General features: G+C 66.7%; 22 protein-coding genes. 9 read left to right on the top strand and 13 right to left on the bottom strand.

Translation table 11 applies throughout. From position 1 onward, the window contains the following. Positions 1–43: 43 nt before the first annotated feature. Genes rpmB through rpsR form a run of 4 tightly spaced genes read left to right on the top strand, consistent with a single transcriptional unit; the run spans position 44 to position 1008 of the window. Positions 44–280: a 50S ribosomal protein L28 gene (gene rpmB, locus AC3A6P_RS21850; protein WP_487693858.1), complete on the top strand. Its 237-nt coding sequence runs from the start codon at positions 44–46 to the stop codon at positions 278–280. Further along, entirely contained in the window at positions 280–450 is a 171-nt protein-coding gene (rpmG, locus tag AC3A6P_RS21845) for a 50S ribosomal protein L33 (protein ID WP_487693857.1), read from the top strand. The genes rpmB and rpmG overlap by 1 nt, the downstream gene beginning before the upstream one ends. Position 451: 1 nt before the next feature. After that, entirely contained in the window at positions 452–757 is a 306-nt protein-coding gene (gene rpsN, locus AC3A6P_RS21840) for a 30S ribosomal protein S14 (RefSeq protein WP_487693856.1), read from the top strand. Next, a complete protein-coding gene (gene rpsR, locus AC3A6P_RS21835) occupies positions 757–1008 on the top strand; it encodes a 30S ribosomal protein S18 (protein ID WP_487693855.1) in 252 nt (83 codons plus the stop codon). The genes rpsN and rpsR overlap by 1 nt, the downstream gene beginning before the upstream one ends. Here rpsR and AC3A6P_RS21830 read toward each other — a convergent pair. Then, the gene (locus AC3A6P_RS21830; protein WP_487693854.1) at positions 1005–2453 is read right to left on the bottom strand and encodes a catalase; all 1449 of its coding nucleotides are present in this window, start codon (positions 2451–2453) and stop codon (positions 1005–1007) included. The two genes, rpsR and AC3A6P_RS21830, sit on opposite strands and share 4 nt — an antisense overlap. 74 nt (positions 2454–2527) lie before the next feature. Then, entirely contained in the window at positions 2528–2914 is a 387-nt protein-coding gene (locus tag AC3A6P_RS21825) for a hypothetical protein (protein ID WP_487693853.1), read from the bottom strand. A 177-nt stretch (positions 2915–3091) separates the two neighbouring features. On the opposite strand from AC3A6P_RS21825, the gene AC3A6P_RS21820 reads away from it, so the two are divergent. Next, on the top strand, positions 3092–3265 hold the full coding sequence (locus AC3A6P_RS21820; protein ID WP_487693852.1) for a CsbD family protein: 174 nt from the start codon (positions 3092–3094) through the stop codon (positions 3263–3265). Positions 3266–3471: 206 nt separating this feature from the next. Here the strand turns inward: AC3A6P_RS21820 and AC3A6P_RS21815 are convergent, their stop codons facing one another. From AC3A6P_RS21815 to AC3A6P_RS21795, 5 genes are read right to left on the bottom strand one after another with little or no spacing between them, the layout of a single operon-like run. Further along, positions 3472–4524 (bottom strand): DUF4185 domain-containing protein, encoded by a 1053-nt coding sequence (locus tag AC3A6P_RS21815; RefSeq protein ID WP_487693968.1) that lies wholly within the window; start codon positions 4522–4524, stop codon positions 3472–3474. 54 nt (positions 4525–4578) lie between these two features. After that, positions 4579–4947 carry a cupin domain-containing protein gene (locus AC3A6P_RS21810; RefSeq protein ID WP_487693850.1) on the bottom strand — a complete coding sequence of 123 codons (369 nt, stop codon included), beginning with the start codon at positions 4945–4947 and terminating at the stop codon, positions 4579–4581. After that, complete coding sequence (locus tag AC3A6P_RS21805; RefSeq protein ID WP_487693849.1) at positions 4944–6560, bottom strand: N,N-dimethylformamidase beta subunit family domain-containing protein; 1617 nt, start codon at positions 6558–6560, stop codon at positions 4944–4946. The genes AC3A6P_RS21810 and AC3A6P_RS21805 overlap by 4 nt, the downstream gene beginning before the upstream one ends. Positions 6561–6593: 33 nt before the next feature. Next, entirely contained in the window at positions 6594–9077 is a 2484-nt protein-coding gene (locus AC3A6P_RS21800) for a CehA/McbA family metallohydrolase (RefSeq protein WP_487693847.1), read from the bottom strand. Then, on the bottom strand, positions 9074–10510 hold the full coding sequence (locus tag AC3A6P_RS21795) for an APC family permease (protein ID WP_487693846.1): 1437 nt from the start codon (positions 10508–10510) through the stop codon (positions 9074–9076). The genes AC3A6P_RS21800 and AC3A6P_RS21795 overlap by 4 nt, the downstream gene beginning before the upstream one ends. Before the next feature lie 186 nt (positions 10511–10696). On the opposite strand from AC3A6P_RS21795, the gene AC3A6P_RS21790 reads away from it, so the two are divergent. Together AC3A6P_RS21790 and AC3A6P_RS21785 are read left to right on the top strand one after the other, a co-directional pair. Then, positions 10697–11287 (top strand): helix-turn-helix domain-containing protein, encoded by a 591-nt coding sequence (locus AC3A6P_RS21790; RefSeq protein ID WP_487693845.1) that lies wholly within the window; start codon positions 10697–10699, stop codon positions 11285–11287. Positions 11288–11389: 102 nt separating this feature from the next. Then, the gene (locus AC3A6P_RS21785) at positions 11390–13261 is read left to right on the top strand and encodes an HNH endonuclease signature motif containing protein (RefSeq protein WP_487693844.1); all 1872 of its coding nucleotides are present in this window, start codon (positions 11390–11392) and stop codon (positions 13259–13261) included. Between the two features lie 14 nt (positions 13262–13275). On the opposite strand, the gene AC3A6P_RS21780 is transcribed toward AC3A6P_RS21785, so the two are convergent. Both AC3A6P_RS21780 and AC3A6P_RS21775 read right to left on the bottom strand, forming a co-directional pair. Continuing rightward, positions 13276–14310, bottom strand: coding sequence for an aspartate-semialdehyde dehydrogenase (locus AC3A6P_RS21780; protein ID WP_487693843.1), 1035 nt, complete (start codon positions 14308–14310; stop codon positions 13276–13278). Positions 14311–14314: 4 nt separating this feature from the next. After that, on the bottom strand, positions 14315–15580 hold the full coding sequence (locus AC3A6P_RS21775) for an aspartate kinase (protein ID WP_487693842.1): 1266 nt from the start codon (positions 15578–15580) through the stop codon (positions 14315–14317). An 83-nt stretch (positions 15581–15663) separates the two neighbouring features. Between AC3A6P_RS21775 and AC3A6P_RS21770 the strand changes: the two genes are divergently transcribed. Beyond that, positions 15664–16248: a nitroreductase family protein gene (locus AC3A6P_RS21770; protein WP_487693841.1), complete on the top strand. Its 585-nt coding sequence runs from the start codon at positions 15664–15666 to the stop codon at positions 16246–16248. Positions 16249–16287: 39 nt separating this feature from the next. Here the strand turns inward: AC3A6P_RS21770 and AC3A6P_RS21765 are convergent, their stop codons facing one another. Next, positions 16288–16743, bottom strand: a complete 456-nt coding sequence (locus AC3A6P_RS21765) for a hypothetical protein (protein WP_487693840.1) — start codon at positions 16741–16743, stop codon at positions 16288–16290. Between the two features lie 23 nt (positions 16744–16766). After that, complete coding sequence (locus AC3A6P_RS21760) at positions 16767–17801, bottom strand: hypothetical protein (protein ID WP_487693838.1); 1035 nt, start codon at positions 17799–17801, stop codon at positions 16767–16769. A 203-nt stretch (positions 17802–18004) separates the two neighbouring features. Between AC3A6P_RS21760 and leuA the strand changes: the two genes are divergently transcribed. Beyond that, positions 18005–19810 carry a 2-isopropylmalate synthase gene (gene leuA / locus AC3A6P_RS21755; RefSeq protein ID WP_487693837.1) on the top strand — a complete coding sequence of 602 codons (1806 nt, stop codon included), beginning with the start codon at positions 18005–18007 and terminating at the stop codon, positions 19808–19810. A gap of 78 nt (positions 19811–19888) precedes the next feature. On the opposite strand, the gene AC3A6P_RS21750 is transcribed toward leuA, so the two are convergent. Continuing rightward, positions 19889–20194: an antibiotic biosynthesis monooxygenase gene (locus AC3A6P_RS21750; RefSeq protein WP_487693836.1), complete on the bottom strand. Its 306-nt coding sequence runs from the start codon at positions 20192–20194 to the stop codon at positions 19889–19891. After that, entirely contained in the window at positions 20191–21027 is an 837-nt protein-coding gene (locus AC3A6P_RS21745) for an oxidoreductase (protein WP_487693835.1), read from the bottom strand. Before AC3A6P_RS21745 ends, AC3A6P_RS21750 begins: the two co-directional genes overlap by 4 nt. Positions 21028–21059 lie beyond the last annotated feature (32 nt).

Genomic DNA, 21059 nt, shown 5'->3' with positions numbered 1-21059 from the left:
GCTTGTCGAAAATGATTCCCAACAACAGTGGAGGTGTGCGCAAGTGTCCGCGCAGTGCCAGGTGACCGGGCGTACGCCGGGATTCGGTAACACCGTCTCGCATTCCCACCGGCGTTCCAGGCGCCGCTGGTCACCCAACATCCAGCTCAAGACCTATTACCTGCCGTCGGAGCACCGTCGTATCCGGCTGCGGGTCAGCACCAAAGGCATGAAAGTGATCGACCGCGACGGCATCGAAGCGGTGGTGGCGCGGCTGCGCCGGGAAGGACAGAAGATCTGATGGCATCCAAGAGCACCGATATCCGCCCCATCGTCAAGTTGCGTTCGACCGCGGGGACCGGGTTCACCTACGTCACCCGCAAGAACCGGCGCAACGATCCTGACCGTCTGGTGCTGCGCAAGTACGACCCCGTGGTTCGACGGCACGTCGACTTCCGCGAGGAGCGCTGAGGTGGCCAAGCGGTCCAACGTCGTCAAGAACGACAAGCGTCGGGAAGTCGTCGCCCGCTACGCCGAACGCCGCGCGGAGCTGAAGCGGATCATCAAGTCGCCGGGCACGTCTGCTGAGCAGCGAACTGCCGCCCAAGCCGAGCTGGCGCGACAGCCGCGTGATGCCAGCGCGGTTCGCGTTCGCAACCGGGATTCGGTGGACGGCCGCCCTCGCGGGCATCTCCGCAAGTTCGGCCTGTCCAGAGTGCGAGTTCGCGAACTCGCGCATCGCGGAGAGCTTCCCGGCGTCCGGAAGTCGAGTTGGTGATGGCCCGCCCCCAGAAGCGCCGCGCGGTCGCCGACGCCAAGAAGCCGAAGCGCAACCTCCTCAAGGGCATGGGCCTGGATCACGTCGACTACAAGGACACCAACACGCTCCGGGTGTTCATCTCGGAGAAGGGAAAGATCCGCTCCCGCAACGTCACCGGGCTGACGGTGCAGCAGCAGCGCCAGGTAGCCACCGCGATCAAGAACGCGCGCGAGATGGCGCTGCTGCCGTACCCCGGGCAGGACCGCTAACTGAGCTTGTCGCGCACGCCTTCTTCGACCTTCTTTCCGAGGTCGGGGTCGACATTGCGCCAGTATTCGAAGACGCGGGACAGCACCGGTTCCTTAACACCTTTGGAGACGTGTCCGATGATGTTGTGCGCCAGTCGTTCCCGCTGGCCGTCGTCGAGCACTTCGCGCACCAGCGTGCCGGCCTGACTCCAGTCGTCGTCCTCGGCGCGCAATGTGTACGCAGTGCGCACCATGTCACCGTCGGAAGCCCAGTGCACCTCGGCGGCGCGTTTGGCGTCGGCGACGGGACCGCCCACCGAATTCGGCGCGTACACCGGATCGGTGACTTTGCGGATCCGCATCGCCCCGTCCTTGCTGTAGCTGTGCACCTCGACGTGCGGTTCGTTGACGGGAATCTGCTTGTAGTTGACGCCCAGTCGGGCGCGGTGGGCATCTGCGTAGGAGAATCCCCGAGCCAGCAGCATCTTGTCCGGGCTCAGGCCGGTGCCCGGGACGACGTTGTTGGGTTCGAACGCCGCCTGCTCGATCTCGGCGTGGTAGTCGGTGACGTTGCGGTTGAGCACCAGCTTGCCCACGTCGATCAGCGGGTAGTCGCCGTGGGGCCACACCTTGGTGAGGTCAAAGGGGTTGTAGCGATAGGTTTTTGCTTCCTCGAACGGCATGATCTGCACTTTGAGCGTCCAGCTGGGGAAGTTGCCGCTCTCGATCGAGTCGTAGAGGTCGCGCTGGTGGTAGTCGCCGTCCTCGCCGGCCAGCTGGTCGCCTTCTTCCTGAGTCAGGAAGTCGACGCCCTGGTCGGTCTTGAAGTGATACTTCACCCAGAACAATTCACCCTCGGCGTTGAGCCAGCTGTAGGTGTGGCTGGAGTAGCCGTTCATGTGTCGCCACGTCTTCGGGATGCCGCGGTCGCCCATCAGCCAGGTGACCTGGTGCGCCGATTCGGGGACCAGGGTCCAGAAATCCCACTGCATGTGGTGGTCGCGCAGGTTGGTGGCCTGCATCCGCTTCTGGCTGCGGATGAAGTTCTGGAACTTCATCGGATCCCGCAGGAAGAACACCGGGGTGTTGTTGCCCACCATGTCGAAGTTGCCTTCGGTGGTGTAGAACTTCAGCGCGAATCCGCGGGGGTCGCGCCAGGTGTCTGGGCTGCCACGTTCACCGGCCACCGTCGAGAACCGGATCAGGGTATCGGTCTTGGTGCCCGGCTGCAGGAACGCCGCGCGGGTGTACTTGCTGACGTCATTGGTGACTTCGAAATAGCCGAATGCCCCACCGCCTTTGGCGTGCGGCTGCCGCTCCGGGATGCGTTCGCGGTTGAAGTTCGCCATCTGCTCGATCAGGTAGTGATCCTGCAGTAGCAGTGGGCCGTCGGGTCCGACGGACAGTGAGTGCTCCACGCTCGGTACCGGAGCACCACCGTCGGTCGTCGCAAATTTCTCGGTCATGGGCGCCACGCATCTCCTCCCTGGGCTTTTGCGGTCTCCTGTACCCACACGTGGGCACCGGCGAAACAGCTCGGTCAGGGCCGCGCCGGCGGTGCGGGTGGTGTGGGCTGCTGCTGCACCGGTCCGGTGTTGCCCGGTCCGGGAACGGATCCGTCGGGGCCCTGCCGGAACATGGGCGGGCCCGCCTGGCCTTCGCGGAACATCATCTCGTGGTGATGGCGTGGGCCTTGGCCACCGGGCCCGAAGCCGCGCTCGCCTCCGCCGGACTGCTTACCGAGGACGAATCCGGAGAAGAAAATGACGGCGATGACGAACACGGTGCCCGCGACGATGCCCACCCACGCCGCCGCTTGGACCGCCCGGCTGGGCCGACGATCCCGCGTGACGGCGACATCAGCCGGTCGATCGACGGTCGTCACCGGGGTGACAGGTTGGGTGCTGGGCTCTGGATTTTCACTCATGCGGCGATGATCCACCCGCTGACCACAGCGTTGTTTAGGACCGAGCTATGTAGTTGCTGTGAGCAGGTCGGCTCACCTCACAGGTGAAATTGGTTTTGAGCGCCCGCCCGAGGAGGTACCCACCCGGCAGGTTCACAACGAGCCCGGTTTCGACCGTCACAGCTGAAGGAGAACATCATGGGCGCCGACGACAAGGCCAGCAACAAGATCGACAACCTCGGCGGAAAAGCCAAGGAAGGCCTCGGCAAGGTGACCGGCGACAAGAGCACCGAGAACGAAGGCAAGCTCGATCAAGCCAAGTCCAACATCAAGGATGCGGGCGAAAAGATCAAGGACGCCTTCAAGAACTGATCGACATCTCGCAAGCGGCCATCGCGATTCACGCGGTGGCCGCTTTCGCGTCTGGACCCACCGGGATTAGGTCTGCCTCACAGTGGCTACCCCGACATCGGGCCCCGCTGCTCTATCGACGCACAATCCGAGGGCAGGCCCAGCGAAGCCCCGCAGAGTCAGGTGTTCAGACCACGAGCACCCGTGCGCTGCGGGGCTTCGTCTTGTCAACGCAGCGGGTTGACCACGAACTGGATGACCCGGTACGGGGCACGCTCGCGGGATTCGGTGTTCCATTGGCTGACGAACACCCGCACCTCATCCAAGGTGGAACCGGGTGCGATGTACCCGCCGTAGGGCTGGGCGAGCTGGTTGACTTCCGGTGGCGGCAGGCTCTCGGCGGGTTCCGGCCACGCGTACGCCCGGACCACGGTGGTCACGGGCGCGCTGCCGAGACCAGTGGGGTCGTTGGCGACTCTGACTTCCATGTTGCCGGTGCTGGCATTGAAGTAGGACAGCACCGCCTTACCGTCCAGCTGGCGCACACTCATCTCGCCGATCCGATCCAGCCACAACGGGGTCGGCGGTTTCCCCCAGCCCTCGAGGTCGGACCAGCCCTGCCAGGCCGCGCGGTCGGTGAACTGCGCGGGCGGCACCCGATACAGCGTGACGGGCCCGCTGCGGTCGAAGTTGTTGGCGACGATGTACACCCAACCGGAGATCGAGTCGGGCGTCGGGATGGGGTCGTAATAGCCACTGATCTGTGACTGCCCTCCCCCGGCGAATCCCGCGTCGCGTTCCGAACCGGGGATGGTCACCCATTGATCCTGGGACGCTTCGGCTTTCACCAAGCGGGACGTCTGCGGGCGCAAGCTGGCGGTGGTGGTGACCATCAGATAGTTCTCGCGGTTGATCGACACCACACCGGCGGGCAACTGGGAGGAGCCGGGCGGTGTCGGGTCGGCCAGCAGGGGTGAATGAACACCGCTGACCCCGGTGTAGCGCACGCCGTCGGGTGCGTCCAGCGACGCCCGGTCGACGTGCAGCGCCACTGGTGAGTACCAGCCGCCGAACCCCACTCCCTGGCCGGCGAAGCTGTCGCCGCACACCTGCAGAAGTTCGGTGTTGAACTCCATGAACTCACACAGATCGGTGGCGCCGATACCGTAATCCCGGGTGCCGGTGCCGGTGCCTGCGATCGGTCCGACGCGGATCACCTGCCCCGGCTGCAGCGGCGGCAGACCGGTCTCCGGCGTGGCGTGCGCGGTGGGCCCCACCATGAGCGGCAGCGGGAGCAGGATCGCGCCCACCGCCCGGAAATCCACGCCGTCACTCTAGTGGCGGTCGGGCCGACTACTCACCCCGACGAAGACCTTCCGGGTCGGTGTCACGGTGATCCAGGTGCCACGGAACCCTTCCGGGACCACGAAAGCGTCTCCGTCTCGGAAGTCGCGTCGCCCGCCGGCGTCGTCCTCGATCGCGACGTGCCCGGACAGGATGACGCACACCTCGGTGTAGGGCCAGCTGTCGAACGACACCCGGCCCGGCTCACCCTGCCAGAGTCCGCCCAGGGAGCCGTTGGCCAGCTCGAACGCCCGGAACTCCTCTTCCGTCCAACCTGGGCTGGCGCTGGAGTACGACTCCGGATCGGGCACCACGCGGACACCGGCCGTGCCGATGGTGGTGACTGCGGCGATGCTCATGCGCGCTCCTTGGCGGCGAACCGGTCCAGGACATTGCGGACGATGCGGTCCACCTGCGGATCTCCCACCGCCAACGCGTGCGACCATTCGGTGCTTCCGCCGTTGAAGACCTCGCCGGCGCCTCGGGTGAACGCGGCGATCATGCCTGCGCCGCGCATCTGACCTTCGTGGACGTAGTCCGGCAGATCGTCGCCGAGTTCGGCGTTGTAGTCGTACACCTCGGCTTCCGGGCCTCCGAGTGGGTAGCGGCCGCCGAACCGGTCCTCCTCGCCGCGCACCGCCGGGCACAGCGCCAGGATCTCCAGCGTTTCCGGAGCACCGTCCTCGAACGTCGGATAGGGCAGTCCGCGGCGAAAGGTGTACTCCACCGAGTCGACCTCGAATGCGGCCAGAAACGCCGGGGGTCCGCCGAGCAGGTCGCCGTAGTAGACGTCGGTACCCGCGAAGCTCCAGTGCTCCGGCCGGTACACTGTAAACCCGCCGGCCGAGCGTGGTGTCGCCACCCCGTAGCGGTTGTAGATGCCGCCCAGGCCGTTGAGGCCGATGGTGGTGGCACCGGGGCGGCCCACCGATTTCGCTTCCCACACGGTGGTCGCCAGATGTGGCGTGGCGGCGGCTTCGGGATCCAATGACGGCAGGCGGTAGCAGTACTGCGTCGCGAGGTCCTCGCTGAGCCGCACCTGCCACTGGTAGTTGCCACCGAGCCTGGCGAAACCGCCACCGCTGTCAACGAATTCGTCGATGGTGTCGCGCATCTTCCAGGTCCAGTACTCATCGTGCCCCACCGTCAGCACACACGAGTAACCGTCGAGTCCGTCCGCCCCTTCGTGCAGGTCGAACTGTGTCAGATAGTCCAGCTGGTAGCCCGCGGTCTCGGCCCATATCGCGAACGGACGTTCGTAGGTGGCCCATCCGGCGTCGGAATGGTGGCGGCTGTAGCCGTGCAGCCGCGCCCACTCGTAACTGTCGTAGCGTGGCGCCCACCCGATCGGCGGAGTGTAGGGGTGGTACTCGCGGGGAGCGCCAACCGGCTTGCGCACCATCCCGCGGGCGATCGGACGATGAACTGAGACCACCGGAGTACCGGCGTCACTGCGCGGGTCGTTCCCCAGCCCGCGGTAGTGGTTGGCCCCGCCCCAGTCGTTGTAGGCCAGCATCGTGCTGGTGGTGAGCACCAGGGCGATCCGTCCCCGTTGCGCCGCAGCTGCTTTCACTACGAAGAAGTGCTCACGCTCCCACAACATGCCGTCCGTCCGCCGGTTGCGGACGGTCACCAGGTAGAACCCGGACCGCAGGTCCTGGGGGATCACCCAGCGGTGCCCCACGGACCAGCCGCAGCCTGAGGCGTAGGCGTCGTCCGGGGTGTCCTGGGGGTCCGCCGCCAGATCTGAGACGGTGTACACGGTCACCGGATGCGCACCGTCACGGACGATCTCGAGTTCGAAGACATCGGCTGAGCTGTTGAGGTGGAAGGCGACTTCCTCGCCGGGAAAGTAGGACAGTTTGTCGGTGTAGACCCAGGTCTCCGGACCGCCCGAGGTGAAGGGACGCTCCGAAGGCCAGTCCACCGGTGACCACGCGAAGGCGGGTTTCAGATCCGTATCAACAGACACACATTCTCCTGTGTTGCTCACTTGTTCGGTTCATCAACGTTGTTCGGCCAGCCGGGTTTCGAGCCGGGTTCGCGCTTCGTCAAGCGGTTCGAGCAGGAACGCGAGGTGGTCGTCGCGGCCGTGCCGATGGCATACGGCGTCAGGCCAGAAACGGCGGGCCCGCTTCTCGATGTAGTGGGCGGCTCCCTCCACCAACGCGAGCATCGCGCTCACCACCGCTTCGTCGTACCGGCTGTACTCGTCACCCGTCACCAGGTACACCGGCGAAGTATGCGCCACGACTGGACGTTGCCACGTGTCGTTGTGACGCAGGATGTCTGCGCCGACTCCGAAACATCGAGCCGCCACCCATGAGTCCTCGGCGATCTCGAGTGTCAGATGTTCATCCCACCTGTAGACGCCATCGGCCGATTCGAGGCGGTGTGTCACCTCGCCGTTGACGACGATCTCCAGCAACCCGACCGGGAAGATGGACTGCATCTCCACGTGAATGCTTGCAGCACCGTCGATTCGGGTCTGGGTACCCGGAGGGTGTCCATCGACGGTCAGGTACAGCAGCGGACCGCTGCTGGCGAAGGTATCCCCCGAGCGGACCGCATCGCACCAGGCCCAGTAGTCGAACTCCTGCTGCGCCCCCAGACGCGCGTAGGTGCGCATGAGGCCCACGGGTACCTCGCTGGTCATCTTGTCGGTGCCGGCCACCAGCGGAAGCCGGTAGCCCGCATTGAGATACCGGTAGTACTCACCGATGTTGTAGGCGTCGTAGGCGATGGTCTCCACACCGTCGAGCCGTCCCGTCGCGATCAGCGCGGCGGTCTCTCCGTTCGGAACCGGGAAGTGCGCCAAGACCACGGTGCCGCCCTGCGCCCGGCACTCGTCGGCCCAGTGCGACAGGGTGGTTTCCAGTCCCCCACCGAAGTCGGCTTCCTCGGATCCCCCTGTGCACCAGGGCATGATGGGCCCGCGAAGCCCCAGCAGGTTGATGTGACCGAGCATGTTCGTCCGGTTCTCCTGGCCGGCAAACACCACGGTGTGGCCGTCATGGGAGACATGAGGGTGCCCGGTGAAGTCCTCGGTGTTGGTGAACAGATGTCCCCATTGGCTCATCAGGAGGTTGACGACGTCGACGTCTTCGGCACGTGCCTCGAGCTCGGCACCTTGCGTGGACACAAAATGTACGTGGGTGTCACCGCTGTAGTAGCCCCGCTGCCGCGGATCGAACAGCCGCTCCAGGGTCAGCTCGAGCTCACGCTGCCCGGGTTCGATACGGATCGTCCTACGCTCGGGCCGGTAGTGGAAGCCGTGGGCCACCTCGACCACCAGATCGCCCACCGGCAGCCAGCCCTCGAAAATGCCGTCGACGAAAGCGTAAGTGCGCGAACCGAGCCGGACGTCGCCACCGATGTCGAGGTTCCAGGTGCCACCGTCGGAGTTGATGTGACCGTGGTGGCCATACGGGGCGATCGGCACGCCGTCGGGAGTGTGCATGTGGACCCGGGCGGTGAGGAGCTCACCGGTGCGGGCATCTCTGATGCTGGCCCGCACCCACGCTTTGGCCGCCGGGGCGAGGGTGATCGTCGCTCCGCCTGCCAGCGTGTGGGTTTCGCCGTCCATGAGGTCCTGCCATCGGCACCGGCCGAGCTCGCGGCCGGCATGTCGTAGCGTCACGGTGGCCGACGGTGATGCCGACACGCGCGCATACCCTTCATTACCGAGGTGCGCCGGCTGCCCCCAGGCGGGCGTGGCCACCGCGAGGTCGGGACCCACCCGACGGTAGACGTAGGTCGCGGTTCCCCGGTCCACGGTCAGCGCCACATGTTCGTCGAGCGCATCGGGCACGGTGATCAGCACCTCGCGGGAGACATCCCTGGTGAACGGTTCTTCCTCGAGATCGCTGCAGGTGATCGCTCCGACGAGAAGCGGCCGGCGGGCGCTGATCTCTAATGCCTCGAGTTCCCGCTCAGGGAATGGATTCTGGTATGCCCACAGGTAGTAGCGGTACGGCAGGACGTACGGCACCCGGGATTGTGCGTCCTCGATGTCGACCAACCGTGCTCCGGCTTCGTCGTATCGGCCGCAGATACGGTCCATCAACTGGTGCTCGGCGGCGTTGTGCGCCAGAAACGGTGTTTGTCCCCAGTCCAGCGGCAAGGGCCGCCCCTCCCACAGTCGCGGCGAGGGCCCAATCTCGAACCGTTGCCGCACCGTGTGAGCATGCTGGGATCCGTCGGCGTACCGCCAGGTGTACGTGGCACAGGGCTCACCGACGGGAGCGCCGTCGTAGAGGTCCGTCTCGTGGAGCGCATGGGCCAGGATCAGCCACCGGCACGGCCCCGCGAGCGGTACCGACACCCGTTCACCGGAGGCCACCCGCACCACGGACTCGGCCGGGTCACCGAACTGGAAAGGCAAGCCGTACAACGTCTGTGGCCCGAACGTCACACTGCCGGGGTCGTCGAAGATGGTCGCGTCCCGGTTCCGCAGACCGCGCAGGTCGATCGGGTGGTAACCCGTCACCCGGCCACATCCGCGTCGATCCTGCCCAGCTCCCGGTACACCGCGGGCTGACTCTTGCGAAGTACGGCGGCGCGCGCGGCGCCGGCGATCATGGCGCCGGCGGCCAGCACAATCAGAATGGTGTTGACCAACGGCCCACCGGCGGTGAGGAAGTCGAAGTTCTGGAAGACCAGGACCACCACCACCGCGAGCGCGAGAAACGACAGCAACGGGGCCACCGTGGTGCGCCATATGCCGGCGTCGGCGGCGTGGCGGCGCAGGTACCGCATGACCGCGAGCGAGCACAGTGCCCACAGGATGATGATGCCGAGAAAACCCAGCGCGCTGCCCCACAACAGCAGACCCAGGTAGGGGTCCAGACCGAAGGCGGCGAAGACGACGATGACGACAAGCGCCAGCGCCGACTGTGCCAGACCGGCGATGTACGGCGAATGGGTGTGCTCCTGGGTGCGCCCGAAAGCTCGCGGTAGCAGGCCTTCTCGACCCAGCGCGTAGGCGTAGCGGTTGGAGGCGTTGTGCAGTGCCAGCAGCGCGGCGAATGCGCTGAGCAACAGCAGCACCTCGGTGACATCGAGCAGCCAGGGCGCCGTGAAGTCGCCGATCACCACCAGGACGAGGCCGGCGGGGTCGGACTCTGCGGCCTCGGCGATCGCGCTGGCACCGTAGGCGGTGACGATCGCGTAGGTGACAATGGCGTAGAACACTCCGATGAAGCCGACCGCTACGTAGGTGGCGCGGCGGACGGTCGCTGCGCCGCCTTTGACCTCCTCCGAGTAGATGGCCGTGCACTCGAATCCCATGAACGCACCGAAGATCAGGGCGAACATCGCGCTGTTCTGTGTGGAGAGCACCGTTGACGGTTCGAACGGTTCAGCGCTGAACCCCTCCGGTCCGCCGGCGATGAACACGGCCGCCACCATGACGACCAGGACTGCCAGTTCGGCGATGAGCACGACGGCAAGCACTTTCGCGCTCGCGGTGATGCCTCGGAATCCCAGGAATCCCACGACTGCCAGGGCCACACCGGCGTAGACCCACCAGGGCAACGAGACGCCGAAGAATCGCTGCGCCGTACTGCCGGCGTAGTACCCGATGGCGCCGTAGGTCGAGACCTGCAGTGCGTTGTAGGCGACGACCGCCAACCCGGCGGCCGCCGCACCGGTCACGGGCCCGAGGCCCTGGGTGATGATCGCGTAGAACGCACCGGTGTTGCGCACATAGCGGGTCATGGTGCAGAACCCGACCGCGAAGAGCGCCATCACCGCGGCCGCCACCAGATATCCGCCCGGGACCGCCGCCCCGCCCTTGAGGAAGTGCAGTGGCGCGACCGCGGCCACCAAGGTCAGTGGCGCCAATGTCGCCAGCACCGTGAACACCAACTCCGGAAGGCTCAGCGCGTTCTGCGCCAGGCGGTTGGCGGTGGGTTGGCTCATGGCGTCCCTCTTCCGATGACAGCGGGCCCGATGGCCGGCCCGCGTGAATCTTGCCTTTTAGGCATGAACTCTTGCATGACGGTAATATTGCACCAATCGTCGGTCAAGCGCAGCGCAAGATTTCCGAACTGAAGCCGCACTGGTCGATGATCTAGGCATGGCGCTGTACTGCACTGGGAGGACTGCGTGAGACCGATACACCCGACCGCCTCCGGCGACCCGGTGCGCATCGGCGCTCGGTTGCGCGCCGCCCGCAAGTCGCAGGGACTGACGATCGAACAGCTCGCCACTGCATCCGGCGTCAGTGGCGGATTCCTGTCCCGGGTCGAGCGCGACGAGACCTCACCGAGCGTCACCACTCTGGTGAGTCTGTGTCAGGTGCTGTCTCTCGACGTCGGGTCGCTGTTCAAGAGCTCGGAAACCGGGGTTATTCCCCTGGCCGCCGCCCCGTCGATCCGGATGGGTGGCCAGGGCGCGGTCGAGCGGCTGCTCACCCCCCGCGCTCAGGCGAAGGTTCAGGTACTGCGCTCCACCCTGGACCCCGGCGCGAGCGGCGGTGACGAGATGTTCACCGTCAACTGCGATGTCGAGGTGACGCACGTGATGTCCGGCGCGCTCGAAATCCGTTTTCCCACAGAAACACTCACCCTGGCCGAGGGTGACACCCTCACCATGCCCGGCCGCGAGCCCTACACGTGGCGCAACCCGGGACCCGACCCCTGCGAGGTGGTCTGGATCCTGGTGCCCGCCGCGTGGAGCGGCACCATCGCCGACTGAGCTGTGCCCACCTGGGCGCGACAATCGAGCGACAGTAAAAGGGTTCTGCTGCTTACCTTTTGGTGAAGGTTTTTTGTCGGTGGTGGTCGGTATGGTCGGGGCATGTTCCCCCAGTTACCGACGATGATCGACGAGTTGCGAGGTGGCAGTGCTGCCGCCCCGGTCGTCGATGCCGCGGTGAGCTGGGCTCGGGTGGCCGCCGCCGCGGAAGCACAGCGGTTGGCGGCGCTGGCCGAGTGGGCAGCGGTGTTCCTGGCCGACGCCGCCGAGGACGAGGACGCCGGTTTGTGTGCCGTGGACGCCGAAGACGATGTGGTGGCCCAGATGGGGATCGCGTTCGGCATCTCGGCGCGCTGGGCGTTCAACGATCTGCAGGTCGGCGCGGCGATGCGGGAACGCTTCCCCCAACTCGCCGCCCTGTTCCATCGCGGGGAGATCTCCGCGCGGGTGATGTGCACCGTGGTAGAACGCACCTTCTTGGTGGTCGACGAGCAGGCTCTGGCTGCCATTGATTCCGCGTGCGTCGAGGCCGCCACCACGTGCGGATGGAGTGGGCTGTCGTACTACAAGTTGAAGAACGCCGTCGATGTGTGGGTCGAACGGTTCGACCCGGATGCGGTGCGGCGGGTCCGTAACACCGTGCGCGGGCGTGGGGTCACGGTGGAGCACACCGATGACAAGGCCGGCATCACCACCCTCACGTTTCGGTTGACCAAACCGGGTGGGGCGTTGCTGATGGGCAGACTGCGCACCATGGCCAAAGCGGTGTGCCCCAATGATCCCCGCACGCTGGACCAGCGGCTCGCCGACGCCGCCGAAGCCCTCGGCGCTGATGCCGATCACCTGAAATGCCTGTGCGGCTCCGAGATCTGCCCCGCGGCCGCCGAGGACGGGGTGGCCTCGCGGTTCGTGGTGCACATCTACGCCGACGCCCCTGCGCTGGACGGTGATCCCGATCCGCTGATCCACGGCAAAGGGGTGTTCCCCACCGGCCCCACCAACGTCACCATCACATACCCCACCAAGGACACGAAGACTGCGGCCGGCCAGCCCGAGCAGGCAGCCGCAGCGGAGCCCAGCGCCAGCGAGGACCCCGCGACACCACACGGGCAACCGGCGCAGTCCGACTCGGACCAGGAGCCGCCGTCATCGGCTCCGCGACACTGCCCGGCTCCCGCCGACCAAGAAGCCGAGCTACCGGCAGCCGAGGAGCCCGGGTCAGAGCCCGCGGCACCAGAAGCGCAAGCGGCTGCCGAAACCATCTCTGCCACACCACCTCCCAAGACGGGCACGGCGCCGGGGTTCATCCCCGGCTACGGGGTGGTGCCGAATGCGTTGATCGCGGCCCTGATCGCCGCCGGTGCCGAAGTCCGCCACATCAAGACCCCGGCGGTCGACCCGACCGACAGCTACCGCATCCGCGCCGCGGACCGCGAATTCGTGCAAGCCCGTGACCTGACCTGCCGGGTCCCGGGCTGCGATCGCCCCATCCGCGACGCCGACCTCGACCACACCATCCCCTGGGGTGAGGGCGGGCCCACCCATGCCTCCAACCTCAAGGGCCACTGCCACCATCACCACCTGATCAAAACCTTCCGCGACGGCTGGTCCGAGATCCAAAAACCAGACGGCACCGTCATCGTCACCACCCCCACCGGCCACACCTACACCAGCATCCCGCTGAGCCGCATCCTGTTCCCGGGCGTGAACACCACTTCGGCGCCGGTGCAGCGGGGCAGCCCGAGAAAAGAAGCGGCCGCCGACAAGTCGGTCAAGATGCCAAAACGAAAACGCACCAAAGCCAAAGACCGCGCCTACCGCATCGCCGCAGAGCGCGCACTCAACGCTGCCCACCGAGCCAACGGCGGCACCCCCACCCACCGCGCAGCCGCCCCCAAAGACAACTGGGGCTACCGCCTCTTCTTCGAAGACCACACCCAAATCGCCGACCCCAACAACCCGCCGCCCTTCTGAGCAGCGTGAAGGCACTAGAGCTCGGCGGCCAGCAGTTCGGCGATCTGAATGGTGTTGAGTGCGGCACCTTTACGCAGATTGTCGCCGGAGACGAACAAGGCCAGGCCGCGCCCCTCCGGCGCACCGGGGTCCTGGCGGATCCGGCCCACCAGCGACTCATCCACCCCTGCGGCGGCCAGCGGAGTGGGCACCTCCACGAGCTTCACTCCAGGGGCATCAGTCAGCAGTTCGCGAGCGCGCTCGACCGAAAGGGGTTGAGAAAACTCGGCGTTGATGGACAGCGAGTGCCCGGTGAACACCGGCACCCGCACGCAGGTGCCGGACACCAGCAACTCCGGGATACCGAGGATCTTGCGGCTCTCGTTGCGCAGCTTCTGATCCTCGTCGGTCTCACCGGAACCGTCGTCGACCAGCGAGCCGGCCAGCGGAACCACGTTGAAGGCAATGGGCGCAACGTATTTCACCGGCGCGGGGTACTCCAGCGCGCTGCCGTCGTGCACCAGCTGCTCGGCGCCGTCGATCACCGCGCGCGCCTGCGACGCCAGCTCTTCGACACCGGCCAGCCCGCTCCCCGAGACGGCCTGATAGCTCGACACCACCAACCGGGTCAGCCCGGCTTCGTCGTGCAGCGGCTTGAGCACCGGCATGGCGGCCATGGTGGTGCAGTTGGGGTTGGCGATGATTCCCTTGGGCCGGTTCGCGGCGTCACGAGTGAAGTTCACCTCGGACACCACCAGCGGCACCTCAGGATCCTTGCGCCACGCCGAGGAGTTGTCGACCACCACGGCACCGGCGGCGGCGAAGCGCGGCGCCTGCACCCGCGACATGGTGGCGCCGGCGGAGAACAGCGCGATATCGATGCCCGACGGGTCGGCGGTCTCGGAATCCTCGACCTCGATCTCCTGGCCGCGGAAGCTCAGCTTCTTGCCCGCCGACCGCGCCGAAGCGAAGAACCGCACCGACTCCGCCGGGAAATTGCGCTCCTCGAGCAGCGTGCGCATCACCTGGCCGACCTGTCCGGTCGCGCCCACTACCGCGATATTCACCATCTGATCAACGTCCCGTTCCGCCGTAGACGACAGCCTCTTCATCACTGCCGAGCCCAAACGCCTCGTGCAACGCTGCGACGGCCTTGTCCAATTCCGTGTCCTTCACCAGCACCGAGATGCGGATTTCGGAGGTCGAGATCAGGTCGATGTTGACGCCCACCTCGGCCAGCGCCTCGCAGAACTTGGCGGTGACGCCCGGGTGGCTGCGCATCCCGGCGCCGATCAGCGACACCTTGCCGATGTGATCGTCGTACAGCACGCGGGTGAAGCCGATCTCGTCCTGCAGTGACGTCAGCTTCTCGACCGCACCCGGACCGTTGTCGCGGGCGCAGGTGAAGGTGATGTCGGTCTTGCCGTCTTCGATCTTGGAGATGTTCTGCAGCACCATGTCGATGTTGACGTCGGCATCGGCGACGGCGCGGAACACCTTGGCGGCGTACCCAGGCACGTCGGGAAGGCCGACGACGGTGACCTTGGCCTCGCTGCGGTCGTGGGCAACTCCGGTGAGAATGGCGTCTTCCATGGCGATGTCCTCGATCGATCCTTTGACGATGGTGCCGGGCTTGTCGGAGTACGACGAACGCACGTGAATGGGCAGGTCGTAGCGGCGGGCGTACTCAACGCAGCGCAGCATCAGGACCTTGGCGCCGCACGCCGCCATCTCGAGCATCTCCTCGAATGAGACGGTGTCGAGCTTCTGCGCGTTGGAGACGATGCGCGGGTCGGCGGTGTACACGCCGTCGACGTCGGTGTAGATCTCGCAGACATCGGCGTTCAGTGCCGCGGCCACGGCTACGGCCGTGGTGTCCGAGCCGCCGCGGCCCAGCGTGGTGACGTCCTTGGTGTCCTGGCTGACGCCCTGGAACCCGGCGACGAGCACGATCTGCCCCTCGTCGAGCGCCGAGCGCAACCGGGTGGGGGTGACGTCGATGATCTTGGCGTTGCCGTGGGTGCCGGTGGTGACGACGCCGGCCTGCGAGCCGGTGAACGACCGGGCCTGGGCCCCCAGTGACTCGATGGCCATCGCGACCAGCGCGTTGGAGATCCGCTCACCGGCGGTCAGCAGCATGTCGAGTTCCCGGGCCGGCGGCGCGGGGCACACCTGTTTGGCCAGGTCAAGCAGGTCGTCGGTGGTGTCGCCCATCGCCGAGACGACCACGACGACGTCGTTGCCCGCCTTCTTGGTCTCGACGATGCGCTCGGCGACGCGGCGGATCCGCTCGGCGTCCGACACCGAGGATCCGCCGTATTTCTGCACGACGAGCGCCACTATCTGCCCTTTCCGGGTCGAATTTGATCCCACCAAGGATAAGGGAGGCGAGCACGTGGTTTTTCCCTCGCTAAGTTGGTGCGGTGCCGCAACCTCCTGACGACCGGTCGGCGTCCACCTCGGTGCCCATCCATCCCGACATCGCCGCCCGGTGGAGCCCCCGCGCCTTCGATGCCGACGCCGTGCTGGCCGAAGGTGATCTGGTGGCACTGCTGGAAGCCGCGCGGTGGGCCGCCACCTGGGGAGGGCGCCAGCCGGTGCGCTTCGTCGTGGGTCGGCGCGGGCAGACGTCGTTCACCTCGCTGGCCGAGCTGCTGCGCCGCGGCAACAGTTACGCCAAAGCCGCCAGCGCGCTGATCCTGGTGTGCGCCGACGAGGGCGAAGACGAACGCACCGCGCTGTATTCGGGCGTGGACGCGGGTGCGGCGATGGCGAACCTGTCCGTCGAGGCGGTCTCGCGCGGGCTGGTCGCCCACCCGATGGCGGGGTTCGACGTCGACGGCGCCCGGAACACCTTCGACCTGCCCGAGGGCCTTCGACCGCTGGCGATCGTCGCCGTCGGGCGGCTGGCTGACTATGCGGGCGTGGCCGACGACATCGCCGAGCGCGACAGTCGGCCGCGCACCCGGCTGCCGCTGTCGCAGATCGTGCTCAACTGGCCGCTCTGACGCCGGTGTCAACACCCGGGTCCGCGCTGTAACCCGCGATCAGTTGACGCAGGCGTCGGTCAGTTCCGCGGTCTCCTGACTGATCCGGGCGTTGAGGAAGTTCATGTCGGTGACCACATCAGGCGTCGGTGCACCCGGGGTGTGGGCGTCGGCCTCGGCCCGCAGCTGCGGCAGCTTGGTGACGAACTGCGAGGCCAGGTCGGCCATCCGGATCGCGGTGGCGGCCAGGTCGGGATCGCTGATCTGCTGGGCGCGCTGCGCGAGCCCGTCAGCCCACTGCTGGTAGGCCGCGTCATCGGCAACCGTCGGCAGACCAGCGGACTCTCCGGAGTGCTCTTCGATCTTCTGAGCCTGCGCCTGGTTGAACTCCAACAAGTCCACCACCGGACGGCACTCCTCGGAGGTCCGATTGAGCACCGTCTCCGACACCACGATGGCCACCGCGACCACGACGACGGCGGCGATCGCCACCCACCAGCGCCGATTGAGTTTCACCGGCGCCACTGTAGCGGCAGCGTTCAGCGGTACAGCGCCGCTGCGCGCGCGGCAATCTGCTCCACCAAGGTGGTTCCGGTGCAGGACTCCTCCTCGCTGTCGACGTCGACCGCGGGCCGAATGCGCACGTCGCCGGTGTCCACCAGATCGCCGTTGCCGAGGCGACGCCGCAGTTCCGGCCCGACGAACACCAGCGCCGAGCAGGACTCCCGGTCGAGATACACCTCGGCACCACCACTGCGGACCAGATCACGGCCGTCGATGCCGGCGTCGACCACCCGCGGCCGCAGCGACAGTGCCATCGGCACCGCCCCCTCGTCGGTGTTGCGGGCGATGCCGAACTCGCACCGGTAGGGCCCGCTGCCCGGGATGTTCCAGTAGCCGATCTCCTGGTCGGCCAGCGTGGTGAGCACCTCACACGGGTCACGTTCGGCCAGGGGTGTGGTGTAAGCCGCAGCACCGTCTCGCACCGGGAGCGATGAGCCGGCCACCCGCGCGGCGATCAACGACGCCACCCGGCGAACCACGCCGCAGTCGGATTCGGCCACCATCGCGACCCGCAACTGCGGTTGTTCAGGACCGAACAGCGGGCTGGCCCCGGGCAATACGGCCAGGTCGAGGGGCACCAGGAACTCACACGCCCCGGCGTAAGCCTCCCGCACCGGCAGCCCCTCGGCGCTGAACACCTCAGGCCCCAGGGGTTGCGCGAGCTCCACGGTGGCACTGATGAAGCGAGGCGCGACGGCACCGGGCACCTTCACGTTGACATCGCACTGATCGAGGCCGAAAAGCGTTCCCACAGAATTGATCTCGCCGACTCTGGCGAGCGCGTCCTGATCGGTCAGGCCGCACACGTCGATGCGGCGCAACGCGCGCAGATACGCCAGCCGGATCCGGTCGTACGAGCTGACGCGCTGCCCGTACGTCGGCACCGCACCATGAAAGAACGTGGCCGGGTCACCGTCGCGGTTCCCCGGGCGGGCGTTGCCATCCACCGGAGCGCCGCAGCCGGTGAGCAGCAGGGCGACCCCGGACAGCGCCACGAGGACACGCCACATCGGCAGATCTTCGCACAATGCCACCTGCTGTCCCGGCGGACGGGTTTTGGGGCTGGCAGTCGAGCGCGCTAAGGTGGACCTCGTGCAGCGGGTGCTCCTTCTCGGACGCCGCGACGGGGTCTGATCCAGACTGGCCTCCCGTCGCGGGTGTTTCGCGATGCGCCGGTCTGATGTGAATCCCAGACGAATCCGGAGCAGACCCCATGACTGAGAACTTCAATCCTGACGCGTACAGCTCGGTACGCACCATCAACACCCCCGCCGGTGGCGCCAACCCCGGCCAGCCCGCCTGGAACACCCAGCAGGCCACATCCATGCCGGTGAACCGGTACCGCAGCTTCGCGGCCGAGGTCGAGAACATCACCCTGCCGGACCGCACCTGGCCGGACAAGGTGATCGACCGCGCTCCGTCGTGGTGTGCGGTGGACCTGCGTGACGGCAACCAGGCGCTGATCGACCCGATGAGCCCGCAGCGCAAGCGCCGGATGTTCGACCTGCTGGTGCGGATGGGTTACAAGGAGATCGAGGTCGGCTTCCCGTCGGCGAGCCAGACCGACTTCGACTTCGTACGCGAGATCATCGAACAGGGCGCGATCCCCGACGACGTCACCATCCAGGTGCTGACGCAGTGCCGGCCCGAACTGATCACCCGCACCTTCGAGGCCTGCCAGGGCGCACCCCGCGCGATCGTGCACTTCTACAACTCGACGTCGATCCTGCAGCGGCGGGTGGTATTCCGCGCCGACCGCGAGGCCGTCAAGAAGATCGCCACCGACGGCGCCCGGATGTGCGTCGACGAGGCCAAGAAGTACCCGGATACACAGTGGCGGTTCGAGTACTCCCCCGAGTCCTACACCGGCACCGAGCTGGAATACGCCGTCGAGGTGTGCAACGCCGTCGCCGAGATCGTGGCCCCCACCCCTGAGGTGCCCCTGATCGTCAACCTGCCGGCCACCGTCGAGATGGCCACCCCGAACGTCTACGCCGATTCCATCGAGTGGATGAACCGGCACCTGACCCCGCGCGACTCCATCATCTTGAGCCTGCACCCCCACAATGACCGCGGCACCGCGGTGGCCGCCGCCGAGCTGGGCTACCAGGCCGGCGCCGACCGTATCGAGGGCTGCCTGTTCGGCAACGGCGAGCGCACCGGCAACGTGTGCCTGGTGACGCTGGGGCTCAACCTGTTCACCCGCGGTGTGGACCCGCAGATCGACTTCTCCAACATCGACGAGATCCGGCGCACCGTCGAGTACTGCAACCAGCTGCCCGTGCACGAGCGTCATCCCTACGGCGGCGACCTGGTGTACACGGCGTTCTCCGGCAGCCACCAGGACGCCATCAACAAGGGCCTGGACGCCATGAAGGTGGCCGCCGACGACGCAGATGCCGATGTCGACGACATCCTGTGGCAGGTGCCGTACCTGCCGATCGATCCCAAGGACGTCGGCCGCACCTACGAGGCCGTCATCCGGGTGAACTCGCAGTCCGGCAAGGGCGGCGTCGCCTACATCATGAAGGCCGACCACGGTCTGGCGCTGCCACGGCGGCTGCAGATCGAGTTCAGTCAGGCCATCCAGAAGATCACCGACGGTGAGGGCGGCGAGGTATCGCCGAAGGTCATGTGGGACGCCTTCTCCGAGGAGTACCTCAAGCCCATCCGGCCGCTGGAACGGATGCGCCAGAAGGTCGACGCCGCCGAGGTCGACGGCGGCACCGACACCATCACCGCCGTGGTCAAGGTCGACGGCGAGGAACGCGAGATCGTCGGCGCCGGCAACGGCCCGCTGGCCGCGTTCTGTGATGCGTTGGGCGCCATCGGTTTCGACGTCAACGTGCTGGACTACTCCGAACACGCCATGTCCTCCGGCGAGGAAGCCCAAGCCGCGGCCTACGTCGAGGCGTCCATCGGCGGCAAGACCGTCTGGGGTGTCGGGATCGCGACGTCGATCACCACGGCATCACTGCGCGCGGTGGTCTCGGCGGTCAACCGCGCCGCGCGAGACTGAGCTTCCCTTTCGGCCCAAACGTCGGTTTGGGCCCGAAAGTGCGAATGATCTCCGGCAGAACGTCGGTCTCGGCGAAGCTCACAGCTGGCGCTTCGATGCGAGTACGTCGACCGCGGTGATGACGGGTGGCGTCCTGAAGAGGTCGGCGTGCGATTCGAGTGCTCGACGCACCTCGCCGTGCAGATGAGCGTCGCGGTCTGACTCGGAATCGAACGTGTCGAAGATGCCGAAAGTCGAGTCCCCGCTTCGGAACGCCGACCACGTTCGGGTTCCGGGTTCGGCCTCGACCAGCTCTCTGGCCGCCAGGAGAAAAGCGGCGACGTCGTCTTCGCGGCCGGCACTGGCGTGCAGGGTCACCAGGAAGCCGACATTCGGCGACGTCATCGAATCACCGCGGTCGGTGGTGCCGCCGGAGCCCCGAGCCGGTTCATGGCATGGATCTGTCGGTCGAACAGCGCCGGCGGAACCAGGCGGCGCAGGACCGATACGCGCTTCGCGGTGGAACCCGCCGTGTACCGCAGCGCCGGCTTGGGTGTGCTGGCGGCCGCCACGATCACACGGGCGACGACATCAGGGTCGTCGGCGGTGCGTTGAGTCTCGTCGATCAGCGCCCGCGCGACCACACGCCGTGACGCGTAGTCCGCTGCGGGAACGTCGGAAATGAGCAGGTTCGTGTCGAACGAGGTCTTGGTGTACGCAGGTTCTACGAGAATCGATCGGATCCCGAACTCACGCACCTCGTGGTCGAGGGACGCGGAGTAACCCTCGATCGCATGTTTCGTCGCCGCGTACAACGCCATATACGGCTGCGGAATGGTCCCCAGAATTGAGCTGACGTGGACGATCCGGCCGCTGCCGCGCTCACGCATATGGGGTAGCACTTCGCGGGTCAACCGGATGGGTCCGAAGACGTTGACGTCGAACACCCAGCGGACCTGTTCGTCGGACGACTCCTCGGCAGCACCGAGCAGGCCGATACCGGCGTTGTTGACCAGAGCGTCGATGCGGCCGGTCCGTTCGAGCACCGCGGACACTGCCGCGGTGACGGACTCGCCGTCGGTGACGTCCAGTTCGAGCAACTCCACGCCGCTCGGTGGTTCGGTGCCGTGCCGATGACGTGCAGTTCCGAAAACCCGGAAACCTCTGCGGACGAACGACAGAGCCGCGGCGCGTCCGATACCTGATGACACCCCGCTGATCAGTACAACCGGTGGCATGGCTTGTCTCCTCTACGGTAAACCGACCGGTT

This window comes from Mycobacterium sp. Soil_C_30, assembly GCF_057656995.1.
The sequence above is the reverse complement of the archived record's forward strand: the minus strand, read 5'-3'. Positions and strand labels throughout refer to the sequence as shown.

Coding starts and splice junctions, on each gene's coding strand:
- rpmG (WP_487693857.1), top strand. CDS start 280: ATGGCATCCAAGAGCACCGATATCCGCCCCATCGTCAAGTTGCGTTCG.
- rpsR (WP_487693855.1), top strand. CDS start 757: ATGGCCCGCCCCCAGAAGCGCCGCGCGGTCGCCGACGCCAAGAAGCCG.
- AC3A6P_RS21830 (WP_487693854.1), bottom strand. CDS start 2,453: ATGACCGAGAAATTTGCGACGACCGACGGTGGTGCTCCGGTACCGAGC.
- AC3A6P_RS21825 (WP_487693853.1), bottom strand. CDS start 2,914: ATGAGTGAAAATCCAGAGCCCAGCACCCAACCTGTCACCCCGGTGACG.
- AC3A6P_RS21820 (WP_487693852.1), top strand. CDS start 3,092: ATGGGCGCCGACGACAAGGCCAGCAACAAGATCGACAACCTCGGCGGA.
- AC3A6P_RS21815 (WP_487693968.1), bottom strand. CDS start 4,524: ATGGTGGGGCCCACCGCGCACGCCACGCCGGAGACCGGTCTGCCGCCG.
- AC3A6P_RS21810 (WP_487693850.1), bottom strand. CDS start 4,947: ATGAGCATCGCCGCAGTCACCACCATCGGCACGGCCGGTGTCCGCGTG.
- AC3A6P_RS21795 (WP_487693846.1), bottom strand. CDS start 10,510: ATGAGCCAACCCACCGCCAACCGCCTGGCGCAGAACGCGCTGAGCCTT.
- AC3A6P_RS21785 (WP_487693844.1), top strand. CDS start 11,390: ATGTTCCCCCAGTTACCGACGATGATCGACGAGTTGCGAGGTGGCAGT.
- AC3A6P_RS21780 (WP_487693843.1), bottom strand. CDS start 14,310: ATGGTGAATATCGCGGTAGTGGGCGCGACCGGACAGGTCGGCCAGGTG.
- AC3A6P_RS21760 (WP_487693838.1), bottom strand. CDS start 17,801: ATGTGGCGTGTCCTCGTGGCGCTGTCCGGGGTCGCCCTGCTGCTCACC.
- leuA (WP_487693837.1), top strand. CDS start 18,005: ATGACTGAGAACTTCAATCCTGACGCGTACAGCTCGGTACGCACCATC.
- AC3A6P_RS21750 (WP_487693836.1), bottom strand. CDS start 20,194: ATGACGTCGCCGAATGTCGGCTTCCTGGTGACCCTGCACGCCAGTGCC.
- AC3A6P_RS21745 (WP_487693835.1), bottom strand. CDS start 21,027: ATGCCACCGGTTGTACTGATCAGCGGGGTGTCATCAGGTATCGGACGC.